The sequence below is a fragment of the Sphaerisporangium sp. TRM90804 genome (assembly GCF_029846175.1).
In the GTDB taxonomy this organism is placed as follows: domain Bacteria; phylum Actinomycetota; class Actinomycetes; order Streptosporangiales; family Streptosporangiaceae; genus Sphaerisporangium.
Genome location: NZ_JARWAC010000036.1, coordinates 1 through 13,624 on the forward strand (window position 1 = coordinate 1; position 13,624 = coordinate 13,624).

Here is a 13,624-nt window from a genome sequence, read left to right on the forward strand (position 1 = left end):
CCGGTTTCACCGATGGGTCCTGCGGGTCCCGTTGCTCCGGTGGCGCCTATGGGTCCCTCTGGTCCTGTTGGTCCTGCGGGCCCGGTCGCTCCGGCGGGTCCAGTCTCGCCGATGGGTCCTGCGGCTCCGGTGGCCCCCACCGGTCCCGCTGGTCCGATGGCTCCTGCGGGTCCGGTTTCACCGACCGGTCCTGCGGCTCCGGTAGCGCCCGCCGGTCCTGCCGGTCCGATGGGTCCTGCGGGGCCGGTCGCCCCCGCCGGTCCGGTCTCGCCGATGGGGCCTGCGGGTCCGGTTGCGCCTATTGGTCCTGCCGGTCCCGCTGGTCCGATGGCTCCTGCGGGGCCAGTTGCTCCTACGGGTCCGGGTTCACCGATTGGTCCTGCCGGGCCCATCTCGCCGGGATCGCCTTCTGCTCCCTGTGGCCCGGCGGGTCCGGGTTCGCCGATGGGTCCTGCGGGTCCGGTCGCCCCGGTCGCCCCGGTCGCCCCGGTCGCCCCGGTTGCTCCGGTTGCTCCGGTGGCGCCTGCTGGTCCCTCTGGTCCCGCCGGGCCGGTGGCTCCGGTCGGGCCTGGTGGTCCCTGTGGGCCGGTTGCTCCTGCGGGTCCGGGTTCGCCGATGGGTCCTGCGGGTCCGGTCGCCCCGGTCGCCCCGGTTGCTCCGGTGGCGCCTGCTGGTCCCTCTGGTCCCGCCGGGCCGGTGGCTCCGGTCGGGCCTGCTGGCCCCTGGGGGCCGGTTGCTCCTGCGGGTCCCGTCTCGCCGACCGGTCCTGCGGGTCCCGTCGTACCGGTAGCGCCCTCTGGTCCTGCTGGTCCGACGGGTCCCGCCGGGCCGGTGGCTCCGGTCGGGCCTGGTGGTCCCTGCGGGCCGGTTGCTCCTGCGGGTCCGGTCTCGCCGATCGGTCCTGCCGGGCCGGTCGCACCGGGCTCGCCTTCTGGGCCCTGTGGCCCTGCGGGTCCGGTCGCTCCCGTCGCGCCCGCTGGTCCGGCCGGTCCGACGGGTCCTGACGGGCCGGTCGCGCCTTCTGGGCCCTGTGGCCCTGCCTGTCCGGTGGCGCCGGTAACGCCCGCTCGTCCTTCGGGCACGGCGGGGCCGGGCTCGCCGGGCGCACCTTCGGGGCCTGCCGGTCCTGGCGGGCCCTCTGGGCCGAGGGGCCCTGAGGGGCCGGCTGGACCGATGAGTCCCGTAGGTCCTGTGGGCCCGACCGGCCCAAGGGGCCCGACCGGCCCAAGGGGCCCGACCGGCCCAAGGGGGCCCAGTGGCCCAAGGGGGGCAAGTGGGGCAAGTGGGCTGAGTGGGCCGGTCGGGCCGTCGGGGCCCAGGATGGAGTCGATGAACCCCACCGGTCCCGGTGGTCCTTCGGGGCCGACCGGGCCTATGGCGCCTGTGGGGCCTCGGCGGCCGGTCAGGCCGGGGGATCCCTTCGGGCCCTTGGGGCCGCGCTTGCCTCTGGGGCCGCGCAGCACGCGGACGCACCTGCAGTGCTTGTTCTTGCAGCGGCATCGTTTGCAGCACTTCGCCAGGCAGTGACCCTTCCCGTGGAAGTGGGGCCCGCGGGATCCGGGGATGCCGCGGCAGTCGCGGGACGGCGTGTCGTGCCCGGCCTTGGAGACCAAGTGAATGCCACCCGCCTTTTCCCGAGGGGCGTTCACCGGTATATGACAGGATGTCGCTAGAAACGTTCCGACGAGAATGGCCGCGAGGCTCAGTCTCCCGCGTCGCCTGCGAGACCGCAGGGGCGGGATATGGCCGATATCACTGTGGTTCATCGCAGTCCGTGCCGATCAGGATCTTGGGCGGAAATCTCGGTGACGTGACCAACGACCACGACGGGGTGCCAGGTGAGCGTTCCGGGATGTGTGGGCGTGGAGCGGTGAGCGGCGAATCGATGTCGTGGGCCCGGAAAGACCTGATGGGTTTCCCGGCATCGTCGCCGTTGGCGAGTGACCTCATATCGCGGCAGCCGCCGCATTCAAGGTGAATTGCGTGGACGTGCTTTGACGCTCGTCGGCCATGCCCCCCGGCTCCCCGTCCGCAGGCTGGCCGGTGCGGCGCGCGGATCACAGAGCCGCTGGGCGGAAGGCCGCCTGGGCCGGGTCGAGAGCTGGCTCGGCCGGGTGGACAACAGGTTGGCCACGGGCGTGGCGCACGTCTGGGACCAGCAGTCCTCGACGTAACAGAAGCCCTGCGCGTCCACACGCTGGACGAAGATCGGCGAGGTGCTGCCGTCCAGGTCGACCGTGCCGGGGAAGACGGCGACGATCTCGTGGGAGCCTTCGGTCAGGTTCGCGACGGTCAACTCGGCGTGGCCGGTGGAGTCGAGCTGGGCGGTGCCGATGCTCACTCCGTCGCTGAAGAACTCGACGGGGCCGGTGGGGACGGACCCGTTCGTGGCCCGCACCGTCGCCACGAACGTGATCGGGCCGTCCTGGTTGAGGGCGCAGGTGGAGTTCACCGTGGTGGTGGTCGTCCTGTCGGGCGGCCCCGCGCACTCCGCCGCCGTGATGGTGTCCGAGTCCAGGGTGACGGCGCCGTTGCGGGCGAGGGTGCGGCCGTCCACGGTCGTGCCCGCCCCCACCGTGATCGACGTGAGCGCGAGGATGTTCCCTGAGAAGTCGGTGTTGGCGCCGAGCGTCGCCGAGCTGCCCACCTGCCAGAAGACGTTGCACGCCTGCGCGCCGCCGATCAGGGTGACCGAGGCGCCGGCCGCGCTGATGAGGGTGGTGGCGGCCTGGAAGATGAAGACCGCGTCGGGATCGCCCTGGGCGTCGAGTGTCACGTTCCCGGTGAGCTGGAAGGTTCCGGCGGCGGAGTTGTACACCCCGGGCAGCACGGTGGTCCCGCCCAGCTCCGTCGCGATGGTGGCGTCGGGCGTCCGGGAGACGGCGTCGTTGTAGGCGAGGGTCAGGTCGGCCTGGGCCTGCGCCGCGGCGGCGTCGCCGGCGTGGATGACGCCGATCACGGTGCCCGGCGGGAAACCGGTCACCGTCGCGCCCGGGCTCACCCCCAGGTCCCCGGTGACGATGGTGGCGCCGGTGTTCGTGACGGTGGACCCGGCCAGCACCCCGAAGTCCGCGGCCGTGCCCAGGACGACCGCCACCGCCCGCGCGTCGGCGGTGCGCGGGGTCGCGGCGACGCTTGCCAACGCCACCAATGTGGTGAAGAGCCCCATGAGTAGACGGTGGGCGATATTTCGCGGCACGACGCGAGGGCGACCGGCGTCCGTCATCAAGCGGTCCTTTCTTTCGCGCGTTCCTCGGCCTAGACGCACCACCGATGACGCGCCGTGGTTCCTCCAACCGTACTGATCGGTAGTCCGTAGCCCCTTGTTTGACATGCGGAAATGCGATCGATCCCCTTTTCCAGGGAAAATGAATACGGTCCGGCCGCCGGGCTGGGGAGACACCGTTTTCGCCGGGTTCGGCGGGAAATGAGGGACGCGCGGGCCGTCGGCCGGCCGGGCGCCTGAAAGTTACACGTCCCGCGGCCCATTCCCCGGCGTCCGCTCAGTTCAGAAGCCCGGGCCGGCGCCCGGGGAACGGGCGCCCTTGTGCGACGGGCGGGGCTGCGTACCGTCGTCAGCGGACCGGCGGGCGAGGCCGGGCCGTGCCAGCACGTCCAGTCGTCCCTGGACGTGGCCCCGCCGGGCGTCCGCCGGGCGGGCATCCCCCGAAAGGACGCCGCGTGCGCAGAACATCCCTATCGCTGACCCTTGCCGTGTCGTTGACCGTCGCCGGCGGCGTCGCGGCGGCCGCCGCGCCCGCGTCGGGCGCCGCCGAGGGGCCGAGGCTCTCGGTGGACTCCACGGCCGACCGGCACCGGATCAGCCCGTACATCTACGGCATGAACTTCGCCGACGAGGCACTCGCCGAGGAACTGCGGCTGCCGGTGCGGCGCTGGGGCGGCAACGCCACCACGCGCTACCACTACCGGTACGACACCACCAACCGCGCCTCCGACTGGTTCTTCGAGAACATCGCCGAGGAGAACGACGACCCCGCCGCGCTGCCCGACGGCTCCTCCACCGACGAGTTCGTCGAGCAGGACCGGCGGACGGGCACCGCCACCGTGCTCACCGTGCCGCTGATCGGCTGGGCCCCCAAGGCTCGTGACGGGTCGTGCGGCTTCTCCGTCGCCAAGTACGGGCCCCAGCGGCGCACGGACGAGTGGCGTCCCGACTGCGGCGACGGCGTCCGGCCGGACGGCACCCCCGTCACCGGCAACGACCCGCACGACACCAGCGTCGAGGTCGGGCCCGAGTACGTGCGCGACTGGATCGGCCACCTCACCGGCAAGTACGGCACGGCCGCCCGGGGCGGCGTGCGGTTCTACAACCTGGACAACGAGCCCGACATCTGGCACGGCACCCATCGCGACGTGCACCCGCAGGGCGCCAGCTCGGCCGAGCTGCGCGACCAGGGCTACCTGATCGGCGCGGCGGTCAAGCGGGCCGACCCCACGGCCAAGACGCTGGGGCCGGTCGGCTGGGGCTGGACGTCGTGGGACTACTCCGGCCTCGACCAGGAGACCTGCGGACGCACCGGCTGCTGGGCCGACCCGCCCGACCGCCCGGCCCGGGACGGCATGCCGTTCGCCGCGTGGTACCTGCGGGAGATGAAGAAGTACGAGGACCAGCACCGCCTGCGCGTCCTGGACTACTTCGACATGCACTTCTACCCGCAGGCCTCGGGCGTCGCGTTCGGCCGGGGCGGCGACCCCGCCACGGACGCGCTCCGGCTGCGCTCCACCCGCGCGCTGTGGGACCCCTCCTACACCGACGAGAGCTGGATCAACACGCCCGTGCGTCTGGTGCCGCGCATGAAGGAGGTCATCGCCGCCCAGTATCCGGGCACCCGCACCGCGGTCACCGAGTACAACTGGGGCGCGCTCGACCACGTCAACGGAGCCCTCGCGCAGGCGGACGTGCTCGGCATCTTCGGCCGGGAGGGCCTGGACCTGGCCACGCTCTGGGGCCCGCCGTCGGCGGACCAGCCCGGGGCGCACGCGTTCCGCATGTACCTGAACTACGACGGCCGGGGCGGGCGCTTCGGCGACGTCGGCGTGCGGGCGTCGAGCGCCGACCAGGGCGCGCTGGCCGTGTACGGCGGCCAGCGTTCGGCGGACGGCGCGCTGACCGTCATGGTGGTCAACAAGAGCGGCACGGAGCTGACCAGCCCGGTGTCGGTCAAGGGCGCGTGCGGCGCCTCGGCGAAGGTCTACCGGTACGGCTCCGCAGACACGTCCGCGATCGTGCGCGCCCCCGACCAGCGGACCAGCCGGACGGCGCAGGGCTGCGCCTTCACCCACACCTTCCCCGCCGACTCGATCACGCTCTTCGTGAGCCGCCGATGACCACACCCGCGCGAGCCCGCGGGGCGGGCGCCGGCGGTGTGCGGGCGGTGGGCGGAGAGCCGTGACCGGGCCTTCCCGGACGGCGGCGGAGGAGCGTAGGCCGGCACGCGTGCCGGCCTACGCGGTGCGGGTGTGCGCCGGGGCTGGAACCCCGGCCGCGCGGGCGGAGGAGGCGGCCGCGCGCGGACTCAGGGCTGCTGCGTGGCGTAAACCTTGACGTTGGGCAGGTTGACGTGGCGCGGCTGGGCCACCACGAAGGCGACCACCCGGGCGATGTCCTCGGGCACCAGCATCTCGATGCTGGCGAACAGGTGCTGCATGTACTGCCGGTACATCGGGTGGCTGGAGTTCTCCAGCAGGGCGGTCTTCACCACGGCGGGCTCGATCGCCGTCACCCGCACGCCCTTGGGCCCCAGCTCGGCCCGCAGGTTCGCGGACATGTGACTGATCGCGGCCTTGGACATGCCGTAGGCGGTCAGCAGCGGATTGACGACGTCGGCCGAGATCGAGGAGATGGTGATCAGGTCGGCGCTCTGGCCGCTGGCCCCGGCGAGCAGCAGGTCGGGAAGGAACGCGTCGGTGGTGCGCAGCACGCCGTTGACGTTCAGGTCGATGAGCTTGGCCCACTGGTCCAGGTCGCCCTCCTCGGCGGTCTCGATCAGCAGCCCGCCGGCGCTGTTCACCAGCAGGTCGGCCGGTCCGAACACCTTGCGCACCTGCTCGGAGGCCGCCTTGAGCTCGTTGGAGTCGGTGATGTCGGTGGGGATGGCCAGCGCCTCGCCGCCTTCTTCGGCGATCTGGGCGGCGACCCGGTCGAGCAGGTCGGCGCGCCGGGCGAGCAGCGCGACCTGGGCGCCGTCCGACGCGAGTGCGGCGGCGATGGCCGCCCCGATGCCGCTGGACGCTCCGGTGACGACCGCGATGCGTTTCCGCGCGGTCTGTTGGCCTTCGGTCATGGTGCGTTCCTCCGCAGCTCTCGGTTGTATCCGAGACCAGCATTCGACGCCGCCCCGATGGGAGCCAGTGCCAACCTTGCCCCTGACACCCGAACCTGGTTACGCCAGAACCAGGCTCGGTAGGCATAGGCCGTGTAAGACTGCGAAACGTGAGACAGCCGAGGTCCGAGCTCAGCGAGTTCCTCCGCTCCCGACGGGCGCGGCTCAGCCCAGAGGAGACGCCTCTTCTCTACACCGGTGGCCGCCGCCGTGTCCCCGGACTGCGTCGCGAGGAGATCGCCCAGCTCGCGGGCATGAGCGTCGACTACTACACACGGCTTGAGCAGGGAAAGCTGCGCAACGTGTCGGAGTCGGTCCTTGAGGCGGTCGCGGGGGCGCTCCGGCTCGACGAGACCGAACGCACCTACCTGTACCAGCTGGCTACGGTAACCAGCCGTAGGCCGCGCACCACCAAGCAGCAGCAGCGAGTCCGGCCGAGTGTGCGGTGGCTGCTGGACGGTATAACGGGCGCTCCCGCCTACATTCTCGGACGGGGCACCGACGTTCTGGCTTGGAATCCGCTCGCGTCGGCGCTGCTGATGGTCGACCTGGAGAAGCTCAGCCCGGAGAAGCGCAACATGGCGCGACTCGTGTTCCTCGACGAGAACGCGCGTGACCTGTGGCAGCCGTGGGAGACCAAGGCCCGCGACATCGTCGGAGGGCTCCGGATGCACGCGAGCCTCTACCGGGAAGACCCTCAACTGGCCAATCTGGTGGGGGAGCTGTCGGTGAAGTCGCCGGAGTTCCGCCTGATGTGGGCCGCGCACCAGGTGTGGACGGTTCCGCACGGCAAGATGAATTTCCAACATCCGATTGTCGGCGAACTGAACCTCACGTTCGATGCGTTCGGCGTGCCCGACACAGATCAGTCGCTTATTTCGTACACGGCCGAGCCCGGTTCGAAGAGTGCCGTGGGACTACAGATTCTCGCAAGTTGGTATTCTGCTTCACAAAAAGACCTGCAGTCCGTGACAGGCGGTGACGCCCGCTCCTCCGTGGACGCGGCCGATGAACCGCCGGCCGGAACTATCTGAGCATCTCATTAGCGTTTACTGGGGCTAGACGCCTGGTTACCGACTCGGTTAGACCAGCGAAGAACCCATGAGGGTTCCCTGGTCAGGCCCGCTCTTGTCATCCGTGCACCTGTTCCAAAGGCACCTTGTAGACCTGGAACAGTGAGTGTTTTAATGCAAGCGAAGGCGCCGAGTCTCGTCCAAAGTAGGTGAGTCCGCCTCTGTCCAGCGGCCTGTGCCGACCGATGGTGGGGTCTGTCTGCGGACTAAGTTAGATGGGGTACTGGGGATGGCCGTCCTAACAAACTCCGCCGCGTTGTCTACAGCGTTAGACGTGTTCAAACAATTACTCAAGGAAACCGCCGAGGGGCGTGGGCAGCTCGCGCTGGTCCAGGGGGGCCTCGCGTGCGGGAAGACCGAGCTGCTGCACGGGCTCGCCGAGTACGCCGGCGCGTCGGGAGCCCTGGTGCTGAGCGCCGCGGGGTCGCGCGCGGAGTCCGACCTGCAGGCGGGGCTGATCGACCAGTTCTTCCGCAGCGAGGGCGTTCCCGCGGACGTCACCGAGCGGGTCGAGGGCCTGCTCTCTCCCGAGGCGTTCTCCAACGCCTCCGCCTACCCGGGCGCGCACTGCGTCCAGCCGCAGAGCGTCCGCGTGGTGCACGAGCTGTGCGGGGTGATCCTGGAACTGGCCAGGCTCCGCCCTCTGGTCATCACGGTCGACGACGTGCAGTTCGCCGACGGCGCCTCCATCCAGCTTCTGCTGTACGTCCTGCGCAGGATGCGCTCGGCGCGCATCCTGATGGTGGTCACCGAGTGGGACCCGCCGGAACCCGCCGTGCCGGTGTTCCGCGCCGAGTTGACCCGCCGGCCGCACCGCGAGATCCGCCTCGGCCCGCTGTCGCGCGAGGACGTGGGCAAGCTGGTCACCGACGTGCTCGGCGTGTCCGTGGACGCCGACCTCGCCGACACGATCCACGATCTCACCGGCGGCAACCCGATGCTCGTGCACACCCTGATCAAGGAGCACCAGCGCGCCGACCCGGCCCACGGCGACGACCGGCCCGGCGAGGCCGACGCTCTGGTGGTCGGCTTCCCCTTCGGCCAGGCGACCCTGGCCTGCCTGCAGCGCTGGGGCCCCGAACTGCTGGAGGTGGCCCGCGCCGTCGCCGTGCTCGGCGACCAGGGCGACTCCGAGCTCATCGGCAAGATCATCGAGATCCGCGGCGACGACGCCGACCGGCTCCTGCACATCCTGACGTCCGCCGGGCTGCTGATCGACGGCCGGTTCCGGCACGTGGTGGCCGAGCGGGCCGTCCTGGGGACGCTGTTGCGCGAGGAGCGCAGCGCCATGCACGTCGGTGCGGCCAAGCTGCTCTACCAGCGCGGCGCCGAGGCGATCGGGGTGGCGCGGCAGATCATCGCCGCCGACCAGCCGATCGAGCCGTGGATGGTGCCGGTCCTGCGCGCCGCGGCCGAGCAGGCGCTGGGCGACGACGACATCGCCTTCGCCGAACGGTGCCTGGCGGCCGTGCTGCCCATGGTGGCCGACGACGACCGGCTGGCCATCACCGCCGCGCTGGCCAGGGCCGTCTGGCGCGTCAACCCCTCGGCCACGGCGCCGTACCTGCCGTCGCTGCAGGCGGCCATCCAGACGGGCGCCCTGCAGGGCCGCGACGCCGTGATGGTCGTGCGGTACATGATGTGGAACGGCGACCGCGAGGGCGTGGCACAGGCTTTGAGCGCACTGCGGGGCACGGCCACGCTGGCGGACGCCCGGGTGGCCGCCGAGCTCCGGCTGGCCTACCAGTGGTACTACGGCTCCGAGCGCGGGCGGTTCTCCGACATGGCGCCACGCGCGGGGACCAGCCCCGAACCCTGGAGCCGTGCCGCCAACCGGCTCGCCGCGGTGTGGAACCACAAGGAAGACGACATCGCCACCGAGAGCGCCGAGCAGATACTGCAGAGCTCCCAGCTTGGCGACGCGACGATCGAGGTGATCGCCTCGGCCCTGCTGGTGCTGGTAGCCGGGCACAAGCTCGACCGCGCCACCTCGTGGTGCGACCGCTTGATCGACGAGGCCGAGCGGCGCGGGGCGGTGACCTGGCAGGCCGTGCTGAGCGCCGTCCGGGCCGCGATCACGCTGCGCCGCGGCAGGGTCGCGGTCGCCGCCGAGCAGGCCGAGCAGGCACTGAGGCTGCTGTCGCCGCAGAACTGGGGCGTGCTGATCGGGTACCCGCTGTCCACGCTGGTGTCGGCGTTCACGCTGATGGGGCGGTACGAGGACGCGGCGTGCGGCCTGCGGTACATCGTGCCGGAGGAGATGTTCGACACGCTGAGCGGCCTGCTCTACCTGCGGGCCCGCGGGCACCACCACCTCGCGACCGACCGTGTGCTCGCCGCGATCAGCGACTTCCAGCGCTGCGGCACGCTGATGGGCGACCGGTCGCCCGACTTCGCGTCGACGGTGCCGTGGCGCAGCGACCTCGCCGAGGCCAACCTGCGCCTGGGCCGTCCGGCCGTCGCGCGCGACCTGGTCAAGCAGCAGCTTGAGCAGGCGAAATCCATGGACGACCGGACGCGCGGCATCTCCCTGCGGGTGCTGGCCGCCGCGAGCCCGCTCGCGGAGCGGCCCGGGCTGCTGCGGCGCGCGGTGGAGTGCATGGAGACCGTGGGCGACCGCATGGAGCTGGCCCGCACCCTTGAGGAGCTCAGCCAGATGCACCAGGAGCTGGGCGAGCTCGACCGCGCCCGCCTGCTGGCCCGCAGGGCCGCCCAGGAGCTGAAGGCGTGCCTCGCGCGCGCCGACGGCGGGCCGCAGCCCGAGGCCGGGCGCGAGCCCGAGGCGGGAAGCCCGCCGGACGCCGGCCGCGGGCACGAGGGCAGGCGCCCCGCCGAGGCCAGGGCGCTGGCCAGGCCGGGACGCCAGCCGGTGACCACGCGCATCCCGGCCGCGGCGCGGGGCGACATCCGGCCGCGCAGGACCGACGCGGAGCTGACGGCGCTCAGCGACGCCCAGCGCCGGGTGGCCGACCTGGCGGCGCTGGGGCACACCAACCAGGAGATCAGCCGCAGGCTCTACATCACCGTCAGCACCGTCGAGCAGCACCTCACCCGCGTGTTCCGCAAGCTCGGAGTCACCAACCGGGAGGATCTGCCGCTGTCCCTGAGCGAGGTGTCCTGATCTGTTCGACGACGTCCCGCCGCGTCCCGGCGCGGCCCCGGCCATCCGGCGGCGAACGGCCCGGTCACGCGGAACGGCCGGCGTGAGGAACATCCTCACGCCGGCCGTTCTCCGTCTCACCGGGTCCGCCGGCCCCTGACCCATCAGGGCCATCGGGGGCCCAGGATCGGCCAAGCCCTCAGGTCCTCAGGTCCTCAGGTCCACAGGTCCACAGGTCCACAGGTCCACAGGTCCACAGGTTCCACCAGGCCGCTGGGGACACCAGGCCGAGTCCACCACAGCCAAGGGCCCGCGCCGTCGCCGATGACGACGCGGTGCCGGACCGTCGTCACACCGTGGCGCGCAGGCTCTCCCGGATCACCTCGATCACCTGGGCGGCGTGGTCGTTGAGGTAGAAGTGCCCCCCGGTGAACCACCGCAGCACGCAGGGGCCCGTGGTCTGGCCGGCCCAGGCCTGCGCCTCCTCGACGGTCACCTCCTGGTCGCTCCTGCCGTTGAGCACCACCACCGGGCAGGCGAGCAGGTCGCCCGGACGGTAGCGGTAGGTCTCGGCCGCCTTGTAGTCGCCGCGGATCGCGGGCAGCACCGCGCGCAGCACCTCCTCGTCGGCGAGCAGGCCGGCGTCGGTGCCGCTCATGCGTTTGATCGTGCCGACGAGGTGCGCGTCGTCCGAAAGGTGCACGCGCTCGTGCTCCCGGTGCCGCGAAGGCGCGCGCCTGCCGGAGGCGAACAGCGTCCGCGGCACGATGCCCTCGGCCTCCAGCCGGAGCGCCACCTCGAACGCCAGCGTCGCGCCCAGGCTGTGCCCGAACAGGGTGACCGGCCGGTCGCACCAGGGCAGCAGCTCGGCGACGACCAGGTCGGCCAGCACGCGCACGTCGTCGACACACGGCTCCGAGCGCCGGTCCTGCCGGCCGGGGTACTGCACCGCCAGCACGTCGGCGTCGGGCGACAGCGCCCGGGAGACGGGGAAGTAGTAGGTGGCTGAGCCGCCCGCGTGCGGGAAGCACACCAGGCGCGCCGGCGCCTGGCCGGCGGGGTGGAACCGGCGCACCCACGGGGTGGCCGTCACTGTGTCGGTCACGGTCTCGTCTCCTTGTACAGCGTCGCGTCGCGGTTCACACCGAGGTCCAGCCGCCGGGCGCGCGGTAGCCGGGCGGCAGCCGCCAGGGCACGGCCCGCCGCGGGGCCGTGCCGGCGTCGCCCGCCGGGGGCGCGGCGGTGATGAGCAGCGCCACGGTGAGCGCGGCGAGCTCGTAGGCGTCCGGATCGCCGCGCAGCACCCGGATCACCGGTACCTGGCCCTCGCTCATACCGGCGGGTTCCCGTGCTTGCGTTCGGGCAGCCGCACCTGCTTGGCCCGCAGCATCGACAGGGCGCCGATCAGCGTGGCCCGGGTCTCGGCGGGGTCGATCACGTCGTCGACCAGCCCGCGCTCGGCCGCGTAGTACGGGTGCATGAGCTCCTGCCGGTACTGCTTGATGCGCTGGGCGCGGGCCTCGTCGGGGTCGGGCGCCGCGGCGATCTCGCGCCGGAACACCACGTTGGCCGCGCCCTCGGCGCCCATGACGGCGATCTCGTTGGTGGGCCACGCGTAGGACAGGTCGGTGCCGATCGACCGTGAGTCCATCACGATGTACGCGCCGCCGTACGCCTTGCGCAGGATCACCTGGACGCGCGGCACCGTGGCGGCGCAGTAGGCGTACAGCAGCTTGGCGCCGTGCCGGATGATGCCGCCGTGTTCCTGCGCGCCGCCGGGAAGGAAGCCCGGAACGTCGACCAGCGTCACCAGGGGGATGCTGAACGCGTCGCAGGTCTGGACGAACCGGGCGGCCTTCTCCGAGGCGTGGATGTCCAGCACCCCGGCCTGCGACGACGGCTGGTTGGCCACCACGCCGACCACGTGGCCGTCGAGGCGGGCGAAGCCGCAGACGATGTTGGTCGCCCACAGCGCGTGCACCTCGAAGAAGTCGCCGTAGTCGACGATCTCCTCGACGACCGAGCGCATGTCGTAGGCCCGGTTGGGCTCGGCGGGCACCAGGTTGAGCAGCACGTCGTTGCGCCGGTCGCGCTCCTCGCCCGCGGCGACCGGCGGCAGCTCGCGGTTGTTGGCGGGAAGCATCGACAGCAGGTGCCGCACGTCGGTGAAGCAGTCGGGTTCGTTGTCGTACAGGAACGCGCTGGCGCCGGAGACGGTCGAGTGCACCTCGGCGCCGCCCAGGCCGTTGTGCGTGATCTTCTCCCCGGTCACCGCGTGCACGACGTCCGGCCCGGTGATGTACATCTGCGCGATGTCGCGCACCATGAACACGAAGTCGGTGAGCGCGGGAGAGTAGGTGGCGCCGCCCGCGCACGGTCCCAGCATCACGCTGATCTGCGGGATCACGCCGGAGGCCTGCACGTTGCGGCGGAAGATGCCGCCGTAGCCCGCCAGCGCGGTGACGCCTTCCTGGATGCGCGCCCCGGCGCCGTCGCTGAGGGCCACCAGGGGGGCGCCCGCCGACACCGCGAGGTCCATCACCTTGTGGATCTTCTCGGCGTGCGCCTCGCCGAGCGAGCCGCCGAAGACGCGGAAGTCGTGCGCGTAGACGAACACCGTCCGCCCGTCGACCTCGCCCCACCCGGTGACCACGCCGTCGGTGTGCGGCCGGCGGTCCTCCAGCCCGAAGCCGGTCGCGCGGTGCCTGCGCAACTGCTCGATCTCGCGGAACGTGCCGGGGTCGAACAACAGGTCCAGCCGCTCCCGTACGGTCAGCTTGCCGCGCGCGTGCTGCGCCTCGGTGGCGCTCGCGCCCGGGCCGAGCTCGGCCGTCCTGCGCAGCTCGTGAAGCTCGGCCACCCTCGCCCGGACGTCGGCCGTCCCGACCTCCCGGTCCGGGCCGCCGGGCACGCCGTCGGCGCGGGGCCCGGCCTCCGGCGCGCCGGCGGCGGGGGTCGCGAGGGCGCGGGCCTCCCGCGGCCCGGGCTCCGGGTCGCCGTCGCCGGGCTTTTCGTCGTGCGGATCGGAGACGGCCGCGAGGATCGCGGACGCGTGCGGGCCGCCGGTCGCGGCAGTACACGTCACCGAGTCCTGGGTAACAGTCATG

At 72.1% G+C, this 13,624-nt stretch carries 8 protein-coding genes; 3 read left to right on the plus strand and 5 right to left on the minus strand.

All coding sequences use genetic code 11. The features are described from left to right. Positions 1-1,969 precede the first annotated feature (1,969 nt). Entirely contained in the window at positions 1,970-3,142 is a 1,173-nt protein-coding gene (locus PYR91_RS34205) for an ice-binding family protein (protein WP_279786777.1), read from the minus strand. Between the two features lie 539 nt (positions 3,143-3,681). Between PYR91_RS34205 and PYR91_RS34210 the strand changes: the two genes are divergently transcribed. After that, positions 3,682-5,349 carry a glycoside hydrolase family 44 protein gene (locus PYR91_RS34210; protein ID WP_279786779.1) on the plus strand — a complete coding sequence of 556 codons (1,668 nt, stop codon included), beginning with the start codon at positions 3,682-3,684 and terminating at the stop codon, positions 5,347-5,349. 188 nt (positions 5,350-5,537) lie between these two features. Here the strand turns inward: PYR91_RS34210 and PYR91_RS34215 are convergent, their stop codons facing one another. After that, positions 5,538-6,305, minus strand: coding sequence for an SDR family oxidoreductase (locus PYR91_RS34215; RefSeq protein WP_279786781.1), 768 nt, complete (start codon positions 6,303-6,305; stop codon positions 5,538-5,540). A gap of 149 nt (positions 6,306-6,454) precedes the next feature. Here PYR91_RS34215 and PYR91_RS34220 point away from each other — a divergent pair, with 149 nt between their 5' ends. After that, positions 6,455-7,378, plus strand: a complete 924-nt coding sequence (locus tag PYR91_RS34220; protein ID WP_279786783.1) for a helix-turn-helix transcriptional regulator — start codon at positions 6,455-6,457, stop codon at positions 7,376-7,378. A 313-nt stretch (positions 7,379-7,691) separates the two neighbouring features. After that, entirely contained in the window at positions 7,692-10,538 is a 2,847-nt protein-coding gene (locus PYR91_RS34225; RefSeq protein ID WP_279786785.1) for an AAA family ATPase, read from the plus strand. A 328-nt stretch (positions 10,539-10,866) separates the two neighbouring features. Here the strand turns inward: PYR91_RS34225 and PYR91_RS34230 are convergent, their stop codons facing one another. Genes PYR91_RS34230 through PYR91_RS34240 form a run of 3 tightly spaced genes read right to left on the minus strand, consistent with a single transcriptional unit; the run spans position 10,867 to position 13,623 of the window. Next, positions 10,867-11,622 (minus strand): alpha/beta fold hydrolase, encoded by a 756-nt coding sequence (locus tag PYR91_RS34230; RefSeq protein ID WP_279786787.1) that lies wholly within the window; start codon positions 11,620-11,622, stop codon positions 10,867-10,869. Positions 11,623-11,656: 34 nt separating this feature from the next. Continuing rightward, positions 11,657-11,851 (minus strand): acyl-CoA carboxylase subunit epsilon, encoded by a 195-nt coding sequence (locus tag PYR91_RS34235; RefSeq protein ID WP_279786788.1) that lies wholly within the window; start codon positions 11,849-11,851, stop codon positions 11,657-11,659. Continuing rightward, positions 11,848-13,623 (minus strand): acyl-CoA carboxylase subunit beta, encoded by a 1,776-nt coding sequence (locus tag PYR91_RS34240; protein ID WP_279786790.1) that lies wholly within the window; start codon positions 13,621-13,623, stop codon positions 11,848-11,850. Before PYR91_RS34240 ends, PYR91_RS34235 begins: the two co-directional genes overlap by 4 nt. Position 13,624: the final 1 nt, after the last annotated feature.

Excerpts from the sequence above, each read along its gene's own strand:
- PYR91_RS34215 (WP_279786781.1), bottom strand. The coding sequence starts at position 6,305 with ATGACCGAAGGCCAACAGACCGCGCGGAAACGCATCGCGGTCGTCACC.
- PYR91_RS34235 (WP_279786788.1), bottom strand. The coding sequence starts at position 11,851 with ATGAGCGAGGGCCAGGTACCGGTGATCCGGGTGCTGCGCGGCGATCCG.
- PYR91_RS34240 (WP_279786790.1), bottom strand. The coding sequence starts at position 13,623 with ATGACTGTTACCCAGGACTCGGTGACGTGTACTGCCGCGACCGGCGGC.